Genomic DNA, 22,531 nt, shown 5'->3' on the forward strand with positions numbered 1-22,531 from the left:
TTTTCCTGGAATCAGCCGAGGGGGTCCTCGTCGGTTCCCTCCTGCTCGGCCTCCCACTGCGCGATGGCCGCCCGCTCGCGGCGATCGCCCTCCACGATGTGCTTCATGACGACCCCGAAGAGCCACAGGATGCCGATGCTCGGCACCAGGGCCGCGACATAGGGCCAGACCGCGTCGAGGAATTCCGACATCATGCCTCCGGCTTGGTGTGGGGGAACAGGATCGTCTCGCGGATCCCGGCGCCCGTGAAGAGCATGACCATCCGGTCGATGCCGAAGCCGAGGCCGCCCATCGGCGGGGCGCCGTACTCCAGGGCCCGCAGGAAGTCCTCGTCCAGCTGCATGGCCTCGGGGTCGCCCGCGGCGGCCTGCACCGACTGCTCGGTGAGCACCTCGCGCTGCACGACGGGGTCAATGAGCTCGGAGAACGCGGTGGAGCGCTCCACCCCGGCGATGATCAGGTCCCAGGCCTCGATGAGCCCGGGCTTGCTGCGGTGCGGACGGGCCAGCGGCTGGGCCGACGGCGGGTAGTCGCAGAGGAAGGTCGGCTGCAGCAGGTCGGGCTCCACGAGCTCGAGCAGCTCCAGCACGATCTTGTCGGCGTCCCAGTCGTCCTCGACCTCGACCTCGTGCTCGGCGGCCAGCCGGCGCAGGGTGGCCACGTCGGTCTCGGGCGTCACCTCGGTGCCCACCACGCCGGAGACGGCCTCGTGGACCGGCAGCCAGCGCCACTCCCCGTCGAGGTCGACCTCACCGGCCGGGGTCTGGATCCGACGCGACTCGAGCAGGCCCGCCTCGATGAGCGCGTCGGCCACGGCGAGGTACATCTCGCGCATGAGCTCGGCCATGGTCGTCTGGTCACCCCAGGCCTCGTAGGCCTCGAGGGTGGTGAACTCCGGGCTGTGGGTGGAGTCGACGCCCTCGTTGCGGAAGATGCGACCGATCTCGAAGACCTTCTCGACGCCGCCGACGACGGCCTTCTTGAGGTTGAGCTCGGTGGCGATGCGCAGCGTCATGCGCTGGTCGAAGGCGTTCATGTGCGTCTCGAACGGACGCGCCTTCGCCCCGCCGTGGATGAGCTGCAGGATCGGTGTCTCGATCTCCACGTACCCGCGGTCCTCGAGGAAGCGGCGGGCGGTGCTGGTGACCAGCGAGCGGATGCGCACCATGCGGCGGGCGTCGTCGCGCATGATGAGGTCGGCGTAGCGCTGGCGGACGCGCTGCTCCTCGGAGAGGTCCTTGTGCAGGGTGGGCAGGGGGCGCAGCGCCTTGCTGGCGAGCTGCCAGTCGGTGGCCATCACCGACAGCTCCCCGCGCCGGCTGCAGATGACGCGACCGGTCACCGAGACGATGTCCCCCAGGTCGATCACCGACTTCCAGCGGTCCAGGGCCTCCTGGCCCACCTCGGCCAGCGAGAGCATGGCCTGCAGCCGCTCCCCGCTGCCGGCCTGCAGGGTGGCGAAGCAGAGCTTGCCGGTGTTCCGCGAGAACACCACGCGACCGGTCACCGAGACGACGTCCTGGGTCTCCTCACCCGTCTCCAGGTGACCCCACTGCTCGCGGACCTGCTCCAAGGAGTGGGTGCGGGGCACCTCCACCGGGTAGGCCTGACCGCCGGCGTCGAGCAGTGCGGCCCGCTTCTCGCGCCGCACCCGCATCTGCTCGGGCAGCTCGTCGGCTGCGACCGGAGCCCCGGGGGCACCGTCGGCCGGCTGCGAGGCGGACTGCTGGGCGGCGGGGTCGGTAGTCACATCGCCATTTTACGCGTCACCGTCCAGCCCCCTGCTCGTGGGCGAGCAGCCACTCCTTGGTCTCGACGCTGCCGGCGTAGCCGTGGGCCGACCCGGACGCGCTGACCACCCGGTGGCAGGGCACGACGACCGACAGCGGGTTGCGCGAGTTGGCCGCCCCCACCGCCCGGACGGCCCGCGGGTTGCCGATCGCCGCGGCGATCTGCCCGTAGGTTCGCGTCTCCCCGACCGGGATCGCGCACAGCTGCTCCCACACCGCCTCCTGGAAGGCGGTGCCGTGGGCGTCAGTGGTCAGGTCGAACGCGGTCCGTCGCCCGGCGAAGTACTCGGTGAGCTGCTCGGCGGCAGCCGTCAGCGCCGTCGGGTCCTCGGGACCGAAGGTCGAGCGGTCGGGGGCGGGCCGGTGGTCCGGCCAGTACACCCCCTCGAGCACCTCCCCGGTGCCCACGAGGGTCACCGGCCCGACGGGGGTCTCGAGCACCCGGTGGCTGCGGGTGGCGACGGGGTCGGTGTCGGCTGCACTCATGCTCGCTCCTGGGACGGGGCCGGACGCACCGGCGACGAGGGCGTCGGGTTCCTGACGCCTGCGACACAGCATGGCCCGCTCCGGGGCCGGGCGAAAACTCCTGCCGTCCGACCTGTGGACGGCGGGATGCCCCTCAGCTCTGGTCCAGCCCCAGCTCGTGCAGCAGCTCCCGGGCGGCCGGTGGCGGCTCGATGCGGGCCGCCACCGCGTGACGTGCCGCTGCGCGCTCCAGCGCCCAGAGCACCTCCGCGAGCGCCTCCGAGCCGTCGGCCGCGACGGGCCGCTGCGCCTCCGGGGCGGCCTGCAGCCCCGCCACGTCCCGGGCCGCCGCCAGCTGCTCGGCCAGGCGCTCGGCGTCCCAGCCGCTGACGGGCCCGGACGGAGAGGTCCCCGCCGGCGCCTCACCACTGCCGAGAGCCGCCTCCAGGGAGGCCCGCAGCAGCGGACCGGCCACGGCGTCGGGGCGGGTGACCCCACCCGCAGCCAGGGCGCGGCGCACCGTGGTCACCAGGGCGGAGACCCCCTCGGTGGCCACGGTGACTGCCGCGTCGTGCCGGGGCAGGTCCACCGCCTCCAGTCGCATCGGGGTGGCGCCGAGCTCCATGACGAGCGACTGCGCCACCGGGTCGACCTCGGCCGGACAGAGGTGGCAGACGACCGCGTCGCCCAGCCGCTCAACGTCCTGTGCCTGGCCGGAGAACACCATGGCGGGCTGCAGGGAGAGGCCCAGGACCGGTACACCGGCCTCCAGCACCGGGCCGAAGAGTTCCACCCCCACCCCGGGCACGGTGTGGGCCAGCAGGTGGCCCGGGCGCACCACCCCGGCGGCCACCAGCCCGGCCACGAGTCCCGCGGCGTCCTGCCGGGGCACGGCCAGCAGCACCAGGTCGGCGTGGCCGGGCACCTCCTCCGGGGCGCAGCGGACGCTCGTGGGCAGCAGCGAGGCCGCCCGGTCCGCACCCCTGTCACCCACGCTGTGGGCCACCACCCGGTGCCCGGACCGCTCCCACGCGGCCCCGAGGACGGCGCCCACCCGTCCGGCTCCGATGACGCCGATGCGCAGCCGCGGAGCGCTCGAGGACCCGGGGACGTCGCTGACCATGCGCCGCACCCTACGACGCGCCGTTGCCGTCCGCGTCGGTGCGATGTGGAACGCTCGGGGCGTGGACACATGGCACTGGCAGAGCCCCCGCGAGGCGGTGCGGCGCACCGAGCTCGAGGAGACCGTGGACCCCGCGGAGCTCATCGAGCAGGTCGACGCGCAGCTGGCCGCCGGAGCCCGCCGGGTGGAGGTGCTGCTCGACCCTCGCCGCCGAGACCTGCGCCGCCTCACGATGCGGGCCGGCCTGCGCACCGAGGGGACCCTCCGCGCCTTCGCCGGCCCCTCCCCCGAGGGGGACCGGCTGCTGGCCACGCGCCTGGACAGCGACCCTCCGCGGCTCTCCCGCGAGGGGCGTCTGGGGGTCCTGGACAGCGCGCTGCCGGTGAAGCGCGTCATCGCGCAGGGGGTGATCACCGACGGGGCCGGCCGGGTGCTGCTGTGCGAGCTGACCTACAAGTCCGAGTGGGACCTGCCCGGCGGCATGGTGGACCCCGACGAGGGGCCGATGGACACGGTCGTGCGCGAGGTGGCCGAGGAGCTCGGCCTGGACATGGAGGTGCAGGGGCTGCTCAGCGTGAACTGGCTGCCGGCCTACCGGGGCTGGTCCGACGCGGTGCTCTGCGTCTTCGACCTCGGCACCCACCCCGACATCGTCGAGCGGGCGCGGTTGCAGCCCAGTGAGATCGCGGCCCTGCACTGGTGCACCCCGGAGCAGGTCGCGCAGCACGCCGCGCCCTACGTGGCACGGCACCTCTCCAACGTGTGGGACGGGGAGCAGGTCCGACGCGACACCGTCTACCTGAGGGACGGGGAGCCGCCGCAGCGCTGAGCCCGGCCCATCGAGGGCGCCCCGGCTCAGTCGTGCCGCGTGCGTCCCAGTGCCGGCGTGCCCCGGCTGGGCGCAGGCTGTCGGCGCGGTCCGCGCTCGTCGTCGTCCCCCTCCTCCGGAGGCACCCGGCACAGCCACTGGCTCACCTGACCGGACGCGGCCAGCAGGAGGGAGGTGCCCACCTGCAGACCGGTGCGGACCAGGTCGGCACGCACGCTGGGGACGTCGCCGTTCGGCAGGCCCGCAAGCAGCAGACCGCCGAAGGCACCGGCCAGGACCGAGCCCGCCCAGGCCGCGGCGATCGCGATCACGACGATGAGCCGGGCCGTCTGCGGCGAGGGGGCGTGGTGGCGGATGCGCTCGTGGCGCGCGGAGTCCTCCTGCGCCCGCACCGACCGCCAGACCCAGAAGGCCGCACCGAGCAGGCCCAGGCTGAACAGCACGTCGAAGACCAGGCCCATCGCCGCGCGCACCGGGACGGCGTTGCCCTGCCCCAGCCACCAGCGGGAGGCGAGCCACCCCAGCACGCCGGCCACCAGGAGGGCCACCAGCAGCTGGGGGACGCGGGTGCCCGGGCCGCCGCGGCGGGGGTCATGCGGGGTCGTCGGGCTCATCGCGCACCTCCCCAGCGCAGCGCCGGCCAGGACGGGCCGGGCCGGGCCCCCTCGGCGTCGGCGGCCCGCTCCGCCAGCTCGGGGACCGCGGCACCGGCGAGCTGCGCGGCAGGGTCCACCATCGCCCACGGGGCGAGCACGAAGGCCCGCTCGGCCGCGCGCGGGTGGGGCAGCTCGAGCTCCCCGGTGGAGCACTGCTCCGTGCCTGCGCGGGGGTCGCCGTACTGGACGAGGTCGAGGTCGAGCGTGCGGGCGCCCCAGCGCACCTCGCGGGTGCGTCCGTGCGCGGCCTCGATGCGGTGCAGATCCGCGAGCAGCTCCTCGGCCGGCAGGGTGGTCTCCACCAGGGCGACGGCGTTCAGGAAGACCGGCTGCTCCACCGGGCCGACCGGATCGGTCTCGACCAGCGGCGAGAGCCCCGTGAGCCGCACCCCCGGGAGCGACCCGAGGGAGCCCACGGCCGCGGCCAGGGTCGCCGCGGCGTCCCCGAGGTTGGCCCCCAGGGCCACGACCGCCGGCACCACGGCCCGTCGCGTGGCGGTCACCGCGACGTCGCCGAAGGGCACCGTGATGGGCGCCTGCGGCTTGTGGACGGTCACCTCGAGCACCGGGCAGGCGCGCCCGCCGGGGAGCTCCTGCACGGCGTCGAGCACGCGCTCGGCGAGCGTCTCCAAAAGGTCCACCGGCTGGTCGCCGACCGCGGCCACGACGGCCTCGGCCGCCTCCCCGTAGTGCAGCGTGGCACCGATGTCGTCCCCCGCGCCGGCCCCGACCGGCAGCTGGGCCACGAGGTCGACGACGAACTCCTGCCCCTCGCGCCGCTCGTGCTCCAGCACCCCGTGGTGGCCCCGGGCCCGGACGCCCGTGAGCCGGATGACCTGTCCCTGCCGCGCCTGCGTCATGCCCCCGGCTCCTCCCGGCCCGCCCGGGCGGTGCCGCGGAGCACCCCGAGCACGTCCACGGTGCCCTGGACGTCGTGCACCCGCACCGACCAAGCGCCCGCCTGGGCGCTCAGCACCGAGGTCGCCGCGGTGGCCGTGTCACGCTCGGCCGGCGGCGCCGGTGCGTCCTCGGGGCCGAGGGTGCCGGGGCGCACCCGCCCCAGGAAGCCCTTGCGCGAGACGCCGATGAGGGAGGCGCTGCCGAGCTGCCGGGCTCCGTCGACGAAGCGGTCGAGCTCGCGCAGCAGCACCCAGTTGTGGGCCGGGGTCTTCGCGAAGCCGAAGCCCGGGTCGAGCACGACGTCCTCGACCCGCACACCGGCGGCCACGGCCCGCTCGAGCTGCTGCTCGAGCTCGGCCAGCACCTCCCCGGTGACGTCCTCGTAGTGCGCCTCGCCGTACATGTCGTCGGAGTGCCCGCGCCAGTGCATGAGCACGTAGGGCACGCGCGACTCGGCGACCACCCGGAACATGTCCGGGTCCGCCAGCCCGCCGGAGACGTCGTTGACCACGGCCGCGCCGGCCTCCACGGAGGCGGCGGCGACGGACGCCCTCATCGTGTCCACCGAGACGCACCGACCCGCTCGCGCGAGCTCCCGCACGACGGGCAGCACCCGCTGCAGCTCCTCGTCCTCGGGCACCCGACCGCTGCCGGGGCGGGTGGACTCCCCGCCGACGTCCAGCAGGTGCGCGCCGGCGGCGACCAGCTCCTCGGAGTGCGCGACCGCCGCAGCCGGATCGGCCCAGCGTCCCCCGTCGCTGAACGAGTCGGGGGTGACGTTGACGATGCCCATCACCACCGGCAGCCCGTCGGGGTCCTGGGGCAGCCCGGACACGAGCGGGGCGTCCTGCCCGGCCATCAGCCGTTCCTCAGCAGGGTCAGCGCCTCGGCGCGGGTGGCCTGGTCGGTGAAGTGGCCGCGCACCGCGGAGGTCACCGTCCGCGCGCCCGGCTTGCGCACCCCGCGCATCGACATGCACAGGTGCTCGGCCTCCACGACGACGATCACCCCGCCCGGGTCGAGGTGCTCCACCAGCGCGTTCGCCACCTGGGTGGTCAGCCGTTCCTGCACCTGCGGGCGGCGGGCGTAGAGCTCCACCAAGCGCGCCATCTTGGACAGTCCCACCACCCGCCCGTTGCGGGGGGTGTACCCGACGTGTGCGACGCCGTGGAAGGGCAGCAGGTGGTGCTCGCAGAGCGAGTACATCTCGATGTCCCGCACCATCACCATCTCGTCGTGGTCGACGGCGAAGGTGGTGCCCAGCACCTCGGCCGGGTCCTCACCGAGGCCGGCGGTCAGCTCCGCGTACGAGCGGGCGACCCGGGCGGGGGTGTCCAGCAGGCCGTCCCGCTCCGGGTCCTCGCCGACCGCCAGGAGAAGCTCCCGGACGGCCGCCTCGGCGCGCGCGTGGTCCATCAGGGCTTCCGGCCGGAGGGACCCCACCCGCTCGGGCTGGAGCCGGGCGTCGGCGGCCGGCCGTGGCCCTCACCGGGGCCGGCCGTCCCGCCGGGCTCACCGGCACCGTGACCGGGGTCCACCGGCCGCTCGTCGACGGGCAGCTGGTCCAGCGGGGAGGAGATGTCACCGCGGTCGATGGCGGCGCGCTCCTCCTCGGTCAGGATCGGCGGACGCTGCGACACCGGACGGTCGGCGCTGGAGAGCCAGGTGGCCCGCACCGGGCGCTTGCGCACCGGCTCGAAGATCTCGGCCAGCCGCTCGGCGTTGATGGTCTCCTTCTCCAGCAGCTCGAGCACGAGGGCGTCGAGCACGTCGCGGTTGTCGCGCAGCGCGGCCCAGGCCTCGTTGTGCGCCGCCTCGATGAGCACGCGCACCTCGTCGTCGACCACGCTGGCCATGCGCTCGGAGTACTCCCGGCCGCCGCCCATGTCGCGCCCCATGAAGGGCTCGCCACCGGACTCGCCCAGCTTCACGGCACCGACCTTGTCGCTCATGCCGTACTGGGTGACCATCTTGCGCGCGATGTCCGTGGCCTTCTCGATGTCGTTCGAGGCGCCCGTGGACGGGTCGTGGTAGATCAGCTCCTCGGCCACCCGGCCGCCCAGGGCGTACGCCAGCTGGTCGAGCAGCTCGTTGCGGGTGGTCGAGTACTTGTCGTCCAGCGGCATCACCATCGTGTAGCCGAGCGCGCGGCCGCGGGGCAGGATCGTGATCTTGCTGACCGGGGCGGTGTGGTTCATCGCCGCGGCCACCAGGGCGTGACCACCCTCGTGGTACGCGGTGACCTTGCGCTCCTTCTCGTTCATCACACGGGTGCGCTTCTGGGGACCGGCCATCACGCGGTCGATCGCCTCGTCCAGCGCCCGGCTGTCGATGAGCTGCGCGTTCGAGCGGGCCGTCAGCAGCGCGGCCTCGTTGAGCACGTTCGACAGGTCTGCACCGCTCATGCCCGGGGTTCGGCGGGCGACGGCCAGCAGGTCCACGTCGGAGGCCATCGGCTTGCCGCGGGCGTGCACCTTGAGGATCTCGTGGCGGCCCTTCATGTCCGGGGCCTCGACGGCGATCTGCCGGTCGAAGCGGCCCGGGCGCAGCAGGGCCGGGTCCAGCACGTCGGGACGGTTCGTGGCCGCGATGAGGATGACGTTCGTGTTGCCGTCGAAGCCGTCCATCTCCACGAGCAGCTGGTTCAGCGTCTGCTCGCGCTCGTCGTGGCCGCCGCCCATGCCGGCTCCGCGGTGCCGGCCGACGGCGTCGATCTCGTCCATGAAGATGATGGCCGGCGAGTTCGCCTTGGCCTTCTCGAACAGGTCGCGGACGCGCGAGGCACCCACACCGACGAACATCTCGACGAAGTCCGAGCCGGAGATCGAGTAGAAGGGCACCCCCGCCTCACCGGCGATGGCGCGGGCCAGCAGGGTCTTGCCGGTGCCGGGCGGGCCGTAGAGCAGCACGCCCTTGGGCACCTTGGCGCCCACGTGCTGGAACTTGGCCGGCTCGGTGAGGAACTCCTTGATCTCGTCGAGCTCGTCGACGACCTCGTCGGCGCCGGCGACGTCCTCGAAGGAGACCTTCGGCATGTCCTCGGTGGCGAGCTTGGCCTTGGACTTGCCGAACTGCATGATCCGCGAGCCGCCACCCATCTGCGGCAGGATCAGCAGGAACAGGCCGAGGATGAGGAGGAAGGGCAGCAGCGTCATGAGCAGCCCGACGAACCAGTTGGTCTTCTCCGGGTCGTCGGTGAAGCCCTTCTTCGGCTCGTTCTCGTTGAGCGCCTTGACGACGTCCTCGCCGCGGGCCTCCACGTAGAAGGACTGGATCTTGCGGGCGTTCTCCACCCCGCCGCCGCTGTACTCCTTGCCCTCCTTGAGGGTGAGGTCCACGCGGTCGGGCGTCACCTTGGCGGACTCGACGTTCCCGGCCTCGATCTGCTTGAGGGCGGCCGAGGTGTCCACCCGCTCGAAGCCCTCGTTGTTGGTCAGCCCGAACCAGAGCAGAACCCCGCCGATGATCAGGAAGATCCAGACCAGCGGCCCACGCCACATCTTCTTCATTGCCATCCTCGTGCGGGGTGTGCTCCCCGCGTCTCGTCCTGCCGACGTCCTGCTGACGCTCGATGCCTCGCGCCAACGCACGAGGGCGCCTCAGTGTTCCACAGCACCCTGCCGCGGCACGGGTTCCGCGGAACGGCCGGTCACTCGTACATGTGCGGTGCGAGGGTCCCCACGCAGCGCAGGTTGCGGTAGCGCTCGTCGAAGTCCAGGCCGTAGCCGACCACGAAGTCGTTCGGGATGTCGAAGCCCACGTAGCGGGCGTCGATCTCCACCTTCATCGCGTCCGGCTTGCGGAGCAGCGTGGCGACCTCGACCGAGGCCGGCCCGCGGGAGGCCAGGTTCTCCAGGATCCAGCTGAGGGTCAGCCCGGAGTCGATGACGTCCTCCACGACCAGCACGTGGCGGTCGGTGATGTCCGCGTCCAGGTCCTTGAGGATGCGCACGACGCCGCTGGACTTGGTGCCCGACCCGTAGGAGCTGATGGCCATCCAGTCCATCGGCACGCTGTAGGGCATGGCGCGCATGAGGTCGGCGACCACCACGACCGCCCCCTTGAGGACGCCCACCATGAGCAGGTCCTTGCCCCGGTAGTCCTCGGCGATCTGGTCGGCCATGCGCTGCAGACCCGTCAGGATCTGCTCCTCGGTGAGCAGGACGTTCTCGAGGGCGTCCTCCATGTGCTCAGCGTCCACGTGGTCCTCCAGGCTGCGTGTGGGTGGGGGTCGTTCCCTGCGGTGCGGGGTCATTGTCGCTGATCGGTCCGACCACCGCTGCACCACCCGGCCCCCGCCAGCGCCACCAGCGCCGGGGACCGGGCAGGTCGACCGGCCCCTGACCGGTCCAGTCGGTGAGCAGGCGGTCGAGCTCGCGCAGGTGCACCGCGGCGGGGGCGGGAGCGTCCGGCCCCGCCGCGCGCAGCACGAGCTGCCGCCACACGCGCGGGCGCAGGGCCTCCTCCACCGCCAGCAGGTCGTCCACCGGGCACGTGCCGTCGGGGGTGGCGGGCAGACCCTCGAGGCGCTCCCGGGCCAGGGCGTCGAGCAGGTCCGCGTCCGCGCGGGCGTGGTCCGCGGTCCGGGCCAGCGCCGGCGCCAGGTCGGTCCCCAGCTCGGTGGCGAGCCGCTGCAGCAGCCATCGGGCCCGCACCCGGGTGAACCGGGGGTCCTCGTTGTGCGGGTCGTGGTGCACGTCGAGGCCGAGGTCCTCGCACGCCCGGCGGGTGGTGACCGCCGGGAGCCCCAGCAGCGGTCGTCGCAGCCGGCCCCGGTGCGGGGACATGCCGGCCAGCGAGCGGGTCCCCGCCCCTCGCACCAGACCCAGCAGCACCTGCTCGGCCTGGTCGTCACGGGTGTGGGCCAGCCAGGTCTCCGCCTGCCGGGTCGCCTCGGTTCCCTCCGGGGTCAGCGCGTCTGCGCAGCGCTCGAGCGCCGCGTGGCGGGCACGCCGGGCGGCAGCCTCGGGGCCCTCGCCGGCGTCCACCACCTGCACCCGCACGGATTCGACCCGACCGATGCCGAGGGCCCAGAGCGTGTCCACCGCCCGGGCGGCCACCCGGTCGCTCCCGTCCTGCAGCCCGTGGTCCACCACCACGGCCGCCACGAGGGGGTCCACGCCGCGCCGACGCAGGCCGTCCGCCTCGAAGGCGACCGCCGCCGCCATCGCCGTGGAGTCAGGCCCCCCGCTGCAGGCCAGCAGGACGGGACGCCCCGCGGCCACCGCCTCGGCGAGGAGTCCGCGGACGGCCCGGCGGACGGCCGCCACCGCCGGCGGCGGGCCCGGCACCTCAGCCCCCGTGCACGCCGACGACCGTCAGCCGCCGTTGCACTCGCACTGCTGCAGCGCGGCGACCAGCTCGTCGTGCGCCTTGCGCGCCACCATCGGCTGGGTGGAGCGCTCGAAGTCGTCGCTGCTGACCACGAAGGTGAGCAGTCGCCCGTCCTTGGTGACGGTCGTGCCCGCGATGCCGCTGGCCATCGGCAGGGTGCCGGTCTTGCCGCGCACGAAGCCGCGCGCCTCCTCGCGGCCATCCCCGTAGAAGCGGTCCGCGAGCGTGCCGTAGAGGCCCGACATGGACAGGTTGCCCAGGATCCTGCCGTACTCGGGGTCGTCCCCGGAGGCGCCGGCCTTGAGGAGCTCGCCGAGCACCTGGGCCGGGATCTCGTTCTTGCTGGTCAGCCCCGCGGCGTCGAACTGCTTGTGGCCGGAGTTGTCGATGCCCCGCTCCTTGGTCATCTTCACGACCCACTTGCCGACGTCCGACGGACCGGAGTGCTCGACCTCGAGCCCGCCGCTGGCCAGACCGGCCTGCCGGGTGAGGGTCTCCACGCGCGCGTTGTCGCTCACCTGCAGGGCGTGGATGAGCTGCTGCCGCACCGGTGCGGACTTCACGACGCCGAGCTGCTCACCATTGGACTTGCCCTTGGTGCGCGGGACCGACTTCTTCACCTTGACGCCCTCGTCGTGCAGCGCCTGGGCGAAGGCACCGGCGGCGCTCAGGGTCGGGTCCGCCGGGGTCGGCTTCAGGTGCCGGGCCCGGTCGTCGAAGAGCTGCAGCATCGTGACCTTGCCGGTCCACCCCTCGTTGAGGGCGACGTCGGACCAGTCCTCGGAGTACAGGGGCCCGCCCTGGGAATCGTCGACGGCCACCTGGAACTCGTCCGGCAGGTCCTCGCCGGCCTTGCGCTTGGCCTCGATCTCGGCGGCCACCTGCCGCGCCAGGTCCTTGAGGCCGGCTCGCCCGGCGACGGACAGCGGGTCACCCATGCCACGGGACAGCATGGTGTCGCCCCCGGCGACGATGACGATGTTGTTCCCCTCGTCCAGCAGGGCACGGGTGGGCAGCCGCTGGTCGAGGTCCCAGCCGGACTCCGTGATGGCGCCCACCGAGACGAGCTTGGTCATGGAGGCCAGGTGGTTGGGGCGGTCGCCGTTCTTCTGGTAAACGACCTCGCCGGTGGCGGCGTCACGGATGTCCAGCGAGAGGAAACCGAGCTCCTCGTCGTCCAGCGTCTCGCCCAGCGCCTTCTCGATGGTCTTCTTGCTGGGGGCCTCCCCCGAGTCGTCGAGGGGCTCCACCAGCGGCTCGCGCTCGGGGAGCTCCTTCTCGATCTTCTCGACCTCCTCCTTCTTGGTGGGGCCGTCGACCACCTTGTTGGCCGCACCGGGGTCCAGCTGCTGGTCCAGCACGTCCAGCGGTGCGTCGGGGTCGGCCGTCGAGCTCTCGTTGGGGGCACCGGCGGTGGAGTCGAGGAGGTCGGTCTCGTCTCCCTCCTCGGCCGCCGCCGCGGCCGGCGCGTCACCGAGGGGGCCGGGGACGGCTCCCTGGGAGTCGGCGGTCACGTAGGCCCCCACCAGGGCGACGACGGAGGTCGAGGCGATGAGGGAGTTTCGGAGGGAGGGCTTCACCGGGCACCTTTCGGACGTGCTCACAGGATGGGGGAGACTGGCCCCAGCGTAGACGCCAACCAAGGAGGCTCCATGGAATTCGACATGACCGTCGAGATCCCCGCCGGGAACAAGAACAAGTACGAGATCGACCACGAGACGGGCCGGATCCGCCTGGACCGCCTGCTCTTCACGGCGATGCGCTACCCGGCGGACTACGGCTACATCGAGGACACCCTGGGCGAGGACGGGGACCCGCTGGACGCCCTGGTGCTGCTGGACGAGCCGACCTTCCCCGGCTGCATCGTGCGCGTGCGCCCCATCGCCGTGTTCAAGATGGTCGACGACGCCGGCGGCGACGACAAGATCCTGTGCGTGGCCGCGGGCGACCCGCGCCGCGACCACATCACGGACTCCTCGGACGTCTCGGAGTACACGCTCGACGAGATCCGCCACTTCTTCGAGGTCTACAAGGCCCTGGAGCCCGGCAAGTACGTCGAGGAGGGCTCCAGCTGGGGCGACCGCGCCGAGGCCGAGAAGATCGTCGACGAGGCGCTGAACCGCGCCAAGGAGCAGGGCATGACCACCGCCCGCTGGCCGCTGCCGGGCCACGAGTCCGACGACACCGAGCGCTCGATCGACCGCGCCGAGTCCGTCGACGGCGAGCCGAGCCAGGCGGACAAGCCGCAGGCCTGAGCCTCCCGGACACGCAGAAGGCCCCCACCAACCGGTGGGGGCCTTCTGCGCTGGAGCCGCCTACCGGAATCGAACCGGTGACCTGCTCATTACGAGTGAGCCGCTCTGGCCGACTGAGCTAAGGCGGCGGGTACTCCACACGCGCCGGGCGCGTGATGCGATCGCCCACTATAGCGGTGGCGACCAGCGCTGGTGAAATCCGGGAGCGGCCATCCGCTCCGTCACCCACCTCACTCGCAGCGCGCCGCGTCCCCCTCGGGCACCGTGCCAGAGAGCAGGTAGGCGTCCACGGCCTCGTCGACGCACTCGCTGCCGCGACGGTAGGCCGTGTGCCCGTCACCGTCCCGGGTCAGCAGGTGGCCGTTGTCGAGCCCCTGGGCGGTGTCCTCGGCCCACTCCAGCGGGGTGGCCGGGTCGCGCGTGGTGCCGACGACCAGGATCGGCTCGCTGCCCTTCGCCTTCGCCTCGAAGGGCTCGGCGGGGTCCACCGGCCAGTCGTCGCACACCGACCCCTCGCCCATGAGGAAGTCGCCCCACAACGGTGCGGCCTTCTCGTAGGCCTTCCGCACCTCGGCCTCGGAACGACCGCCGAGCGCGCGGTCGTTGCAGGTGTAGACGTGGAAGGCCTCCATGAGGTTGGAGTCGTAGCTCCCGTCCGGCTGCCGGTCGGCGTACCCGTTGGCCAGCTCCATGAGCCCCTGGCCGTCGCCGTCCTGCGCGCGGCGCAGCGCCTTGGTGAGCTGCTGCCACCCGGCCTCGTCGTACATGGCCGCGGCCAGCCCGTAGGTGGCCCACCCGACGTCCAGGTCGTCCACCCGCGCGTCGGCCCGCACCCTCGGCGGCTCCTCGTCGATGGCGCGCAGCAGCTCGCGCAGGCCGTCGGCGGCCTCGTCCGGGGTCTCCCCCAGCGGGCAGTCACCCTCCTGCGTGCACCACTCCAGGTAGGAGCGGGTCGCCCGCTCGAACCCGCGGGCCTGCCCGAGACCGATCTCCACCGCGTCGAGGTCGGTGGGCAGCACCCCGTCGAGGACGAAGGCCCCCACCCGGTCGGGGAACTCCTCGGCGTAGGTGGCGCCCAGCTGGGTGCCGTAGCTGAGGCCCAGGTAGTTGAGCCGCGAGTCCCCCAGCGCGCTGCGCAGCACGTCCATGTCCCGCGCCGCGTCGGCCGTGTTGATCGCGCCGATGCGGTCCCCCAGGGCATCGGTGCACCCGTTGACGAAGGCCTTCCGCACCTGCTCGCCCTCGCGGCGCTCCCGGGCGTCGTCGGGCTCGGGGTCCGCCCCGAGCAGCGCGTCGAGCTGCTCGTCCTCGACGCAGTCGACGCCCTCGGAGCGAGCCACCCCGCGCGGGTCGAAACCGACCACGTCGTAGACCTTCCGCACCGAGGGGCTGACGACCGTGTCGGCGGCCTGCGCGTAGTCGACCCCGCTGGAGCCCGGGCCACCCGGGTTCACCACCAGCGAGCCGATGCGCCTGTCCTCGTCGCCCGCCCGGTGCCGCAGCAGCGCGAGCTCCATCGTCGGCCCGGAGGGGTCGTCGTAGTCCACCGGGACGGTCAGCGTCGCGCACTCGCCGCCGTCGCAGTCCGACCACGACAGCTCCTGGTCGTGGAAGCGCTGCAGCTCCTCGGCCGGCGGGGAGGCGGACCCGGCCGACCCGGGTTCCCGCAGGTCGCTGGGCAGCGGCTCGGACTCCCCCGGCGTGCAGCCGGCGAGGGCCGTGGCCAGGACCGCGGCCGCCGCCAGGGCACGAGGGGCTCGACGTCCCGGCCGCATCACCGGCGTCCCCCGGCCGTGCGGGTCCCTGACCGCACCTGGTGCTGCTGCAGGGAGACGAGCATCGCCTCCAGCGCCAGCAGCGGCGCCACGTTCTCCGTGATGCGGGTGCGTGCGATGTCGATCTCCTCCAGACACAGCAACAGGTCGTCGGCCGTGGACGTGCGCGCCAGGCGCTCCAGCTCCGCGGCGTCCTGCGGGTTCACCAGGGCGATGCCGTCGGCCCCGACCGCCACCAGCAGGGCGTCACGGTAGACCGACGCGAGGTCCACCAGCGTCCGGTCGATGACGTCGCGCACCCGTCGCGTGGCGCGCGCCTTCTGCTCCTTGGCCAGCTGGTTGAGCTGGGACCGGATCGCGGGCGGCTGGGTGCGGGCGGCCGGGTCGGCACCGTTGACGCGCAACAGCTCCTCCCGCTCGGCGACGTCGCGCTCCTCGGCCTCGGCGGCGGCCTCGCTGGTGGCGACCTCGTGCAGGGCCGCGGCCTGCCGCAGCGCCGCCCCGAGGCCGTCCAGCTCGGAGGGGATGCGCGTCACCCGGTGACGGCGGTTGCGGGCGGCCTCGTCGCGCGCGAGCCAGCGCGCCACCCCGATGTGGGACTGCGCCGCCCGCGCCGCGTGGGCGGCCATCGCGGCGTCGACCCCCTGCGACTCCAGCAGCGCGGCCACCGCCTCGACCGGCGGCGTGCGCAGCGACAGGTGCCGTGCGCGGGAGCGGATGGTCACGATCACGTCCTGCGGGGAGGGTGCGCACAGCATCCAGATGGTGCGGGTGCTCGGCTCCTCGAGGGCCTTCAGCAGGGCGTCGGCCGCCTGCTCGGTGAGCCGGTCGGCGTCCTCGACGACGATGATCCGCCAGGCCCCCACCGACGGGTGGTGGGCCGCGGTCAGGGCGAGCTCGCGGGCGTCGCGCACCGAGATGGAGAGCCCCTCGGTGTTCACCACCTGGACGTCGGCGTGGCTGCCGTCCAGTGCCGTCCGGCACTCGCGGCACTCCCCGCACCCGCCCTCGGGGCACTGCAGGGCGGCCGCGAAGGCGCGAGCCGCGGTGGACCGGCCGGAGCCCGGCGGGCCCGTGAACAGGTAGGCGTGGGTCAGCCGGCCCGGGTCGGCCACGGCCCGCGCGAGCCCCTCGGACAGCTCCTCCTGGCCCACCAGCGAGGCCCAGACCCCCTCAGGCACCGGTACCCCCCGGGGTCGGTCCCGCCGTCGGCGTCACCGCCCCGGCCAGCAGCCCGTCGGCGGCGGTGGCCACCTCGGCGGCGAGCTCCTCGGCCGGTCGGCAGGCGTCGAGCACCAGGTAGCGCTGCGGGGCGGCGTGCGCGAGGTCCAGGAAGTGCCTGCGCACACGGGCGTGGAAGTCCGCCGACTCGGCCTCCAGCCGGTCGTGCTCGGCACCCCGGCGACAGCGCCCCAGCTCCGGGTCCACGTCCAGCAGCACCGTGAGGTCCGGCACCAGTCCCTCGGTGGCCCAGCGGGAGATCGAGGCGACCTCCTGGGCGTCGAGGTCGCGCCCCGCCCCCTGGTAGGCCACGGAGGAGTCGACGTACCGGTCGCTCACCACCACGGCGCCGCGCTCCAGCGCCGGGCGCACGTGGGAGGCGACGTGGTGGGCGCGGTCCGCGGCGAAGAGCAGCGCCTCGGCCCGCGGGGCCACGTGCTCGCCGTGCAGCAGCAGCTCCCGGACGCGCGCCCCCAGCTCCGTGCCCCCGGGCTCCCGCGTCACGACGACCTCGCGCTCCGGGTGCTGCTGCGCCAGGTGAGCGACCAGTCGGTCCACCTGCGTGGACTTCCCGGCGCCGTCACCGCCCTCGAAGACCAGGAAGAGACCGTCCCCGGCCGGGCTCACGGGAGGTCCGTCCCGGTCACCGGACGGGCCAGGGGGTCGTCGGGGCGCAGTCGCGCCAGCATGCGCGCGGTGACCCGGTCGAACACCGCGAGCTCCTCGGGCGTCATCCCGTCGAAGAAGATCGAGCGCACGTCGCGCACGTGCACCGGTGCGGCCGACTCCAGCACCTCCCGACCCTCCGCGGTGAGCGAGACGTCCGCCCCCCGCCCGTCCTCGGCCGTGGCGGCGCGGCGCACCAGACCACGCTTCTCCATGCGGCTGACGTGGTGGCTCAGCCGACTGCGCTCCCACCCCATGTGGCGCGCCAGCTGGGAGACCCGCATCGAGCCCGGGTCCTCGGACAGCATCACCAGCACCTCGTAGTCGGCGATGGAGAGGTCCGCGTGGTCCTGGAGCGACCGGTTCATGTGGCCCTGCAGGTCGGTGCGCAGGGCGATCCACCGGCGCCAGACCACCTGCTCCGAGTCACTCAGCCACGGGACGCGGCCCGTTGCCCCGCCGTTGTCCGTCGATCCCTCGCTCTGCATGGGGCGACTCTAGTGCCGCACACCGACACCCGTCCTGCTACTCGGGTCGAACGTGCGCCGGCGTCCACCCGCGGTCGGATCCGCCCCGGGTCCGGCACTGGCTAGCGTGGCCAGAAGCCGAATCGACCGGACCAGCGAGCCCAGGAGGGGATCATGGCACTGTACGGCAAGCTCTTCGAGCAGTTCGAGGAGGTCAGCGGGAATGACCAGTTCCAGCTGCAGAACAAGAAGCTGCTGAAGATCCGGATGCAGTACGGGCCGGTGTCGGCCCTGACCGGCTCGATGGTGGCCTACCAGGGCGACATCCGCTTCAAGAACAAGGGTTCCGGCGGTCTGGGCAAGATGTTCAAGCAGGCCGTCAGCGGCGAGGGCGTCGACATGATGGAGGCCGAGGGCACCGGTGAGCTCTTCGTGGCGAACATGGCCTCGGAGATCCAGGTGCTCTACATGGAGAACGACGAGCTGAGCCTCAACGGCCAGAACGTCCTGGCCTTCTCCTCATCGATCGACTGGGACATCCACCGCATCGAGGCCCGTGGCGCCGCCATGACCGGCGGCCTGTACAACGTGGGTCTACGCGGCACGGGCTACGTCGCCTTCACCACCAAGGGTGACCCGGTGGCCCTGGACGTCTCCGGCGGCAACACCTTCGTCGACCCGCAGGCGGCCGTCATGTGGACCCGCGGGGCCCGCATGGACGTGCGCGTGGACACCGGTGGCCTCGGTTCGATGCTGCGTGGCGGCACCGGTGAGACCTTCCAGATGGCCTTCAGCGGCCAGGGTCACGTGGTCGTGCAGCCGGCCGAGAACGTCGCGCACACCAGCCAGGGCGGCAGCAGCGGCCTGGGACAGCTCTTCAACTGACCCGGCGCAGCAGGAGGGGCCCCGCCGTGGCGGGGCCCCTCCTGCTGCGTTCGGCCGGTGTCACCGCCTCCTGCACCACCTGTGCACGCGTCACCAGCGACCCGGGCTGCCGGGCGGCACCTCTCGCCAGGCGGCCAGCTGGTCCGGGTCCTGGGCGTCCAGGAAGTCGACCAGCTGCTCGAACGAGACGCAGTGCACCTCCTCCCGCGGGCACTGCTCGCGGGTGAAGCGGTCCATCGCGTCGAGGTACACGCCGTCGTCCCAGGCCGCCAGGTGGTTGCCGAGGATCAGCGGTGCGCGGTTGCCGTCCAAGGCCTTCTCGAGCTCCGCGTCGTAGGTCTCCTGCATCACCCGACCGCGCTCCTGGTTGGGCATGTCGGGCGCCCAGGTGTTGAAGGCGGAGAACCAGTTGTAGTCCATCGCCGGGATCATGCGGTCGTCGAGCTCCGGCACCGTGAGGGTCGGCATCGGGATGTTCCACAGCCCGTTGTCCTTGGCCGGCCAGCGCACGACGTCGAGCGACGAGGAGTCGTAGGTCCAGCCGTCCTCGGCCGCCGCCTTCTGGGCGTTCTGCACGCCCTCCAGGCAGGGGGTCCGGCCGCCCTCCACCGACCGCGCCAGCCCCTTCGGCAGCGCGGTGCCGCCCTCGATGGGGGTCTTGCCCTCCCACCGCTCGACGAGCTCGTACCACTCGTCCATCTCCTGGTGCCACTGCGCGACCGACCAGTCGTTGCCGCCCCCGGGGCCGCAGAAGTGGCCGTTGTAGTGAGTGCCGATCTCGTGCCCGGTCTCGTATGCCGCCGCGAGCTCCCTGGTGGTGTCCACGACCATCTGCTCGGTGCGGGGCTTGATGTGCTGCATGCCCTTCGGGTGGTTCGGAGGGTCGTACAGCTTGTTCACCTGCTGCCCCGTCGCCAGGAAGGGCCCGCTCAGGAAGAAGGTCATGTTGGCGTCGGACTCGTCACCGGCCTTGCGGAAGCGCGAGACACCCTTCTCCCGCGGGGTCTCGCCGGCGCCGTCCCAAGACATGACGACGAACTGCGGCGGCTTCTCGCCCTCGGGCACGCGACGCTGCGTCACCGCCGCGTCCTCCCGGGGGTTCTCGTCCCCGGCCCGGCCCTGGCCGCCGGACGTCCCGCCGGCGGGAGACTCCTCCGTGCCACCGGACGCGTCGTCGCTCCCCTCGCCGGACTGCTCCTGCGTGCTCTCGGAGGGCGACTCGCCCCCGGAGCGACCCGGCTCCCCGGGCTCACCGGCGCCGTCACGCGAGGAGCCGTCCGAGGACTCCTCACCCGACTCCGTCTGCGAGGAGGAGCTGCTCGCCCCCGCGTCCTCCGACTCGCTCCCGGTCGACCCACTCGCCGTCGAGCCGCCGGCGTCCTCCTCGGCACCCGGGCTGCACGCCGTCACCAGGCCGCACAGCCCGATCGCCGCCAGGATGCCCCGTCCGCCCCTGCCCATCATGAACCGTTCCCCCGAACCCTCGTGCGTGTGTCATCACGTGAACTGTGAACTGCCCCACCCACAGTAGAAGTCGACCCGACGGTCCCGGTCCACCCGCAGGTGGACCCGACGACTGCAGGATCCACCGGCGGAGGCAGGTCACGCGCGGGGCGCAGGCGTCAGCGGCGCAGCGGGAGCGGACAGGCCTCGGCCATGTCGGTGACCATCGTCGGATGCCCGGGCAGTGGTGGCTCGTGACCGGCCTCGACCTGGGCCCCGGTGGGGGCCACCGCGTGCTCGAGCGCCTCGAGCTCGGCGGGCTCGAACACCCTGGACCGGGTGAGCAGCCGCTCCCCCCTCCGGCGCGTCGAGGCTGAACCCCGAACCGCGTCCCGCTGCCCCACCCGGAACTCGCCGTCGCGGTAACACATGGGGGCCAAGCCGTCACAGCACCCGCCCGACTGGTGGAGCATCACCGGCCCGTGGCGGGCGAGGATGCGACGCAGCAGGGCGATCCCCGCCGGCATCGCCACCACGGGGGGGTGGGACACCGGCGGCATCGGCGCCCTGCCCGGGGGCACGCCCGGTCTCGCGGACGGGGACCACTCAGAACAGCCCCGCCGGGTCCTGCGAGTAGCTCACCAGCAGGTTCTTCGTCTGCTGGTACTGGTCCAGCATCATCAGGTGGTTCTCGCGGCCGGTGCCGGACTGCTTGTACCCGCCGAAGGCCGCGTGGTCCGGGTACTGGTGGTAGCAGTTCGTCCACACCCGGCCGGCCTGGATGGCGCGGCCGGCCCGGTAGGCGGTGGCGCCGTCCCGGCTCCAGACACCCGCGCCGAGGCCGTAGAGGGTGTCGTTCGAGATCCGCACCGCCTCGTCGAAGTCCTTGAAGGTGGTGACCGTCAGGACCGGGCCGAAGATCTCCTCCTGGAAGATCCGCATGGAGTTGTCCCCGCGGAAGATGGTGGGCTCCACGCAGAAGCCGCCATCCAGGCCCTCCAGCGCCTTCTGCCGGTAGCCGTCGTCGGCCGCCATCACGTCCTCGAAGAAGACGTTCGGCGACTTGCCGCCGAGCTCCAGCGTGACCGGGGTGACGTTCTCGCTGGCGTACTGCATGATCAGCCGACCCGTGGTGGTCTCGCCGGTGAACGCGATCTTGCGGATGCGCGGGTTGGAGGCCAGCGGCTTGCCTGCCTCCGCGCCGAAGCCGTTCACGACGTTGACGACGCCGTCGGGCAGCAGGTCGGCGATGACCTCCATGAGCACCATGATCGAGGCGGGGGTCTGCTCGGCAGGCTTGATGACCACGCAGTTGCCCGCCGCCAGGGCCGGGGCGAGCTTCTCGAGGTTCTCCTCGATCCGGTCGCCGATGCGGTGCAGGATCAGCGTGCGCTCTGCGGCGGTGGTGTGGTTCCACGACTCGGCGGCCTTCCACGCGGCATCGAGCGCCTTCTCGACGTCGGCCTCACCGGAGCGGGCCGCGAGGGGGTGTCCTAGTGTGACCGGAACCTCGTCGTCCCGAACAGGAGCCTTCTCGATGACCCCGTCCCGTCCGTCCGCCGACCAGCACACCGTCGCCGTGCACGCCGGTCGCCACGACCTGACCGCCTTGGGCGTGCACGCCGCCCCCATCGACCTGTCGAGCACCTCCCCGCTTCCGGACATCGAGCACGGCGGCGAGGCCTACGAGCAGCTGGCCGGCGGTGGTCGCCCGCTGGAGGGTCAGTCGTTCGTCTACCAGCGCCTGTGGAACCCGACGGTGGCGCGCTTCGAGGACGCCCTGGCGGAGATGGAGCACACCGACGAGGCGGTGGCCTTCGCCTCCGGCATGGCGGCCGTCTCGGCGAGCCTGCTGGCCTGCGTGTCCGCCGGGAAGCCGCACATCGTGGCCGTGCGCCCGCTCTACGGCGGCACCGACCACGTGCTGGGCACCGGCCTGCTGGGCACCGAGGTCACCTGGGCCGAGCCCGACGGCATCGCCGAGGCGATCACCGACCGCACCGGCCTGGTGGTCTGCGAGACGCCGGGCAACCCGACGCTGGACCTGGTGGACCTCGACGCCGTCGTCGCGGCCGCCGGTGACGTGCCGGTGATGGTGGACAACACCTTCGCCACCCCGGTGCTGCAGAACCCGGCCGACCACGGGGTGGCGATGGTGCTGCACTCGCTCACCAAGGCCATCGGCGGGCACGGCGACCTGCTCGGCGGCGCGATCGCCTGTTCCTCGGAGTGGGCCACCCGCCTGCGCCAGGTGCGCGCCGTCACCGGCGGGCTGCTGGCCCCGCAGGTGGCCTACACCGCCCACCGCGGTCTGCAGACGCTGCCGGTGCGCGTGGAGGCGGCCACGCAGACCGCCGGCAAGGTGGCCCGCTGGCTGGCTGAGCAGCCTCAGGTGGCCGAGGTGTACTACCCCGGCACCGCGAAGGAGGAGGACGCCCAGATCGTCGTGCGGCAGATGCGCGGCGCCGGCACGATGATGGCCTTCCGCCTGAAGGACGGCTACGCCGCGGCGTCCAAGGTCGCGCAGGGGTGCCGGATGATCGTGCACGCCGTGAGCCTGGGTGGCGTTGACACCCTCATCCAGCACCCGGCCGCCCTCACCCACCGCCCGGTGCCGGCCGACGCCCGACCGGCAGCCGACGTGCTGCGGCTGTCGATCGGGCTGGAGTCGGCCGAGGCGATCATCGCCGACCTGGAGCAGTCGCTCGGTCAGCTCTGAGGC

At 72.9% G+C, this 22,531-nt stretch carries 23 protein-coding genes and 1 tRNA gene; 4 read left to right on the forward strand and 20 right to left on the reverse strand.

Annotation, left to right across the window (positions count from 1 at the left end; all coding sequences use genetic code 11):
* Positions 1-11 precede the first annotated feature (11 nt).
* The 4 genes from ACY8FT_RS08835 to ACY8FT_RS08850 form a co-directional block, all read right to left on the reverse strand.
* A complete protein-coding gene (locus tag ACY8FT_RS08835) occupies positions 12-194 on the reverse strand; it encodes a hypothetical protein (RefSeq protein WP_462418560.1) in 183 nt (60 codons plus the stop codon).
* Positions 191-1,750 carry a lysine--tRNA ligase gene (lysS, locus tag ACY8FT_RS08840; RefSeq protein ID WP_462418561.1) on the reverse strand — a complete coding sequence of 520 codons (1,560 nt, stop codon included), beginning with the start codon at positions 1,748-1,750 and terminating at the stop codon, positions 191-193. Before lysS ends, ACY8FT_RS08835 begins: the two co-directional genes overlap by 4 nt.
* 16 nt (positions 1,751-1,766) lie before the next feature.
* Positions 1,767-2,276: a methylated-DNA--[protein]-cysteine S-methyltransferase gene (locus ACY8FT_RS08845; protein ID WP_462418562.1), complete on the reverse strand. Its 510-nt coding sequence runs from the start codon at positions 2,274-2,276 to the stop codon at positions 1,767-1,769.
* A 133-nt stretch (positions 2,277-2,409) separates the two neighbouring features.
* The gene (locus ACY8FT_RS08850) at positions 2,410-3,378 is read right to left on the reverse strand and encodes a DUF2520 domain-containing protein (RefSeq protein WP_462418563.1); all 969 of its coding nucleotides are present in this window, start codon (positions 3,376-3,378) and stop codon (positions 2,410-2,412) included.
* A 61-nt stretch (positions 3,379-3,439) separates the two neighbouring features.
* Here ACY8FT_RS08850 and ACY8FT_RS08855 point away from each other — a divergent pair, with 61 nt between their 5' ends.
* Positions 3,440-4,207 (forward strand): NUDIX domain-containing protein, encoded by a 768-nt coding sequence (locus ACY8FT_RS08855; RefSeq protein ID WP_462418564.1) that lies wholly within the window; start codon positions 3,440-3,442, stop codon positions 4,205-4,207.
* A 26-nt stretch (positions 4,208-4,233) separates the two neighbouring features.
* Here ACY8FT_RS08855 and ACY8FT_RS08860 read toward each other — a convergent pair whose 3' ends face one another.
* From ACY8FT_RS08860 to ACY8FT_RS08895, 8 genes are all read right to left on the reverse strand, one after another.
* Complete coding sequence (locus tag ACY8FT_RS08860) at positions 4,234-4,821, reverse strand: DUF3180 domain-containing protein (protein WP_462418565.1); 588 nt, start codon at positions 4,819-4,821, stop codon at positions 4,234-4,236.
* Positions 4,818-5,723, reverse strand: a complete 906-nt coding sequence (gene folK / locus ACY8FT_RS08865) for a 2-amino-4-hydroxy-6-hydroxymethyldihydropteridine diphosphokinase (RefSeq protein ID WP_462418566.1) — start codon at positions 5,721-5,723, stop codon at positions 4,818-4,820. The genes ACY8FT_RS08860 and folK overlap by 4 nt, the downstream gene beginning before the upstream one ends.
* A complete protein-coding gene (gene folP / locus ACY8FT_RS08870) occupies positions 5,720-6,622 on the reverse strand; it encodes a dihydropteroate synthase (protein ID WP_462418567.1) in 903 nt (300 codons plus the stop codon). The genes folK and folP overlap by 4 nt, the downstream gene beginning before the upstream one ends.
* Positions 6,622-7,179: a GTP cyclohydrolase I FolE gene (folE, locus tag ACY8FT_RS08875; protein WP_462418568.1), complete on the reverse strand. Its 558-nt coding sequence runs from the start codon at positions 7,177-7,179 to the stop codon at positions 6,622-6,624. The genes folP and folE overlap by 1 nt, the downstream gene beginning before the upstream one ends.
* On the reverse strand, positions 7,179-9,278 hold the full coding sequence (gene ftsH / locus ACY8FT_RS08880; RefSeq protein ID WP_462418569.1) for an ATP-dependent zinc metalloprotease FtsH: 2,100 nt from the start codon (positions 9,276-9,278) through the stop codon (positions 7,179-7,181). Before ftsH ends, folE begins: the two co-directional genes overlap by 1 nt.
* Positions 9,279-9,412: 134 nt before the next feature.
* Positions 9,413-9,964, reverse strand: coding sequence for a hypoxanthine phosphoribosyltransferase (gene hpt, locus ACY8FT_RS08885; protein ID WP_462418570.1), 552 nt, complete (start codon positions 9,962-9,964; stop codon positions 9,413-9,415).
* Positions 9,954-11,054 (reverse strand): tRNA lysidine(34) synthetase TilS, encoded by a 1,101-nt coding sequence (tilS, locus tag ACY8FT_RS08890; protein WP_462418571.1) that lies wholly within the window; start codon positions 11,052-11,054, stop codon positions 9,954-9,956. The genes hpt and tilS overlap by 11 nt, the downstream gene beginning before the upstream one ends.
* Before the next feature lie 27 nt (positions 11,055-11,081).
* Positions 11,082-12,677 (reverse strand): D-alanyl-D-alanine carboxypeptidase/D-alanyl-D-alanine-endopeptidase, encoded by a 1,596-nt coding sequence (locus ACY8FT_RS08895; protein ID WP_462418572.1) that lies wholly within the window; start codon positions 12,675-12,677, stop codon positions 11,082-11,084.
* Between the two features lie 72 nt (positions 12,678-12,749).
* On the opposite strand from ACY8FT_RS08895, the gene ACY8FT_RS08900 reads away from it, so the two are divergent.
* On the forward strand, positions 12,750-13,352 hold the full coding sequence (locus ACY8FT_RS08900; RefSeq protein ID WP_462418573.1) for an inorganic diphosphatase: 603 nt from the start codon (positions 12,750-12,752) through the stop codon (positions 13,350-13,352).
* A gap of 51 nt (positions 13,353-13,403) precedes the next feature.
* Here ACY8FT_RS08900 and ACY8FT_RS08905 read toward each other — a convergent pair.
* From ACY8FT_RS08905 to ACY8FT_RS08925, 5 genes are all read right to left on the reverse strand, one after another.
* Positions 13,404-13,480, reverse strand: a tRNA-Thr gene (locus tag ACY8FT_RS08905).
* A 102-nt stretch (positions 13,481-13,582) separates the two neighbouring features.
* Entirely contained in the window at positions 13,583-15,127 is a 1,545-nt protein-coding gene (locus ACY8FT_RS08910; RefSeq protein WP_462418574.1) for an alpha/beta hydrolase, read from the reverse strand.
* Positions 15,127-16,308, reverse strand: a complete 1,182-nt coding sequence (locus tag ACY8FT_RS08915) for a DNA polymerase III subunit delta' (protein WP_462418575.1) — start codon at positions 16,306-16,308, stop codon at positions 15,127-15,129. The genes ACY8FT_RS08910 and ACY8FT_RS08915 overlap by 1 nt, the downstream gene beginning before the upstream one ends.
* A complete protein-coding gene (gene tmk / locus ACY8FT_RS08920; protein WP_462418576.1) occupies positions 16,301-16,975 on the reverse strand; it encodes a dTMP kinase in 675 nt (224 codons plus the stop codon). Before tmk ends, ACY8FT_RS08915 begins: the two co-directional genes overlap by 8 nt.
* Positions 16,972-17,502, reverse strand: a complete 531-nt coding sequence (locus tag ACY8FT_RS08925) for a MarR family winged helix-turn-helix transcriptional regulator (protein ID WP_462418577.1) — start codon at positions 17,500-17,502, stop codon at positions 16,972-16,974. Before ACY8FT_RS08925 ends, tmk begins: the two co-directional genes overlap by 4 nt.
* A 153-nt stretch (positions 17,503-17,655) precedes the next feature.
* Here ACY8FT_RS08925 and ACY8FT_RS08930 point away from each other — a divergent pair, with 153 nt between their 5' ends.
* A complete protein-coding gene (locus ACY8FT_RS08930) occupies positions 17,656-18,366 on the forward strand; it encodes an AIM24 family protein (RefSeq protein WP_462418578.1) in 711 nt (236 codons plus the stop codon).
* Between the two features lie 90 nt (positions 18,367-18,456).
* Here the strand turns inward: ACY8FT_RS08930 and ACY8FT_RS08935 are convergent, their stop codons facing one another.
* From ACY8FT_RS08935 to ACY8FT_RS08945, 3 genes are all read right to left on the reverse strand, one after another.
* Entirely contained in the window at positions 18,457-19,830 is a 1,374-nt protein-coding gene (locus ACY8FT_RS08935) for a polysaccharide deacetylase family protein (protein ID WP_462418579.1), read from the reverse strand.
* Positions 19,831-19,988: 158 nt separating this feature from the next.
* On the reverse strand, positions 19,989-20,360 hold the full coding sequence (locus ACY8FT_RS08940) for a DUF779 domain-containing protein (RefSeq protein ID WP_462418580.1): 372 nt from the start codon (positions 20,358-20,360) through the stop codon (positions 19,989-19,991).
* A 55-nt stretch (positions 20,361-20,415) separates the two neighbouring features.
* Complete coding sequence (locus ACY8FT_RS08945; RefSeq protein ID WP_462418581.1) at positions 20,416-21,381, reverse strand: aldehyde dehydrogenase family protein; 966 nt, start codon at positions 21,379-21,381, stop codon at positions 20,416-20,418.
* Between ACY8FT_RS08945 and ACY8FT_RS08950 the strand changes: the two genes are divergently transcribed.
* On the forward strand, positions 21,347-22,528 hold the full coding sequence (locus ACY8FT_RS08950) for a trans-sulfuration enzyme family protein (RefSeq protein ID WP_462418582.1): 1,182 nt from the start codon (positions 21,347-21,349) through the stop codon (positions 22,526-22,528). The genes ACY8FT_RS08945 and ACY8FT_RS08950 overlap by 35 nt on opposite strands.
* Positions 22,529-22,531 lie beyond the last annotated feature (3 nt).

The sequence above is a fragment of the Kytococcus sp. Marseille-QA3725 genome (assembly GCF_054950055.1).

Coding starts and splice junctions, on each gene's coding strand:
- ACY8FT_RS08925 (WP_462418577.1), bottom strand. CDS start 17,502: ATGCAGAGCGAGGGATCGACGGACAACGGCGGGGCAACGGGCCGCGTC.
- ACY8FT_RS08835 (WP_462418560.1), bottom strand. CDS start 194: ATGATGTCGGAATTCCTCGACGCGGTCTGGCCCTATGTCGCGGCCCTG.
- folP (WP_462418567.1), bottom strand. CDS start 6,622: ATGGCCGGGCAGGACGCCCCGCTCGTGTCCGGGCTGCCCCAGGACCCC.
- ACY8FT_RS08935 (WP_462418579.1), bottom strand. CDS start 19,830: ATGATGGGCAGGGGCGGACGGGGCATCCTGGCGGCGATCGGGCTGTGC.
- ACY8FT_RS08930 (WP_462418578.1), top strand. CDS start 17,656: ATGGCACTGTACGGCAAGCTCTTCGAGCAGTTCGAGGAGGTCAGCGGG.
- folK (WP_462418566.1), bottom strand. CDS start 5,723: ATGACGCAGGCGCGGCAGGGACAGGTCATCCGGCTCACGGGCGTCCGG.
- ACY8FT_RS08900 (WP_462418573.1), top strand. CDS start 12,750: ATGGAATTCGACATGACCGTCGAGATCCCCGCCGGGAACAAGAACAAG.
- ftsH (WP_462418569.1), bottom strand. CDS start 9,278: ATGGCAATGAAGAAGATGTGGCGTGGGCCGCTGGTCTGGATCTTCCTG.
- ACY8FT_RS08850 (WP_462418563.1), bottom strand. CDS start 3,378: ATGGTCAGCGACGTCCCCGGGTCCTCGAGCGCTCCGCGGCTGCGCATC.
- ACY8FT_RS08860 (WP_462418565.1), bottom strand. CDS start 4,821: ATGAGCCCGACGACCCCGCATGACCCCCGCCGCGGCGGCCCGGGCACC.
- ACY8FT_RS08845 (WP_462418562.1), bottom strand. CDS start 2,276: ATGAGTGCAGCCGACACCGACCCCGTCGCCACCCGCAGCCACCGGGTG.
- folE (WP_462418568.1), bottom strand. CDS start 7,179: ATGGACCACGCGCGCGCCGAGGCGGCCGTCCGGGAGCTTCTCCTGGCG.
- ACY8FT_RS08950 (WP_462418582.1), top strand. CDS start 21,347: ATGACCCCGTCCCGTCCGTCCGCCGACCAGCACACCGTCGCCGTGCAC.
- ACY8FT_RS08910 (WP_462418574.1), bottom strand. CDS start 15,127: ATGCGGCCGGGACGTCGAGCCCCTCGTGCCCTGGCGGCGGCCGCGGTC.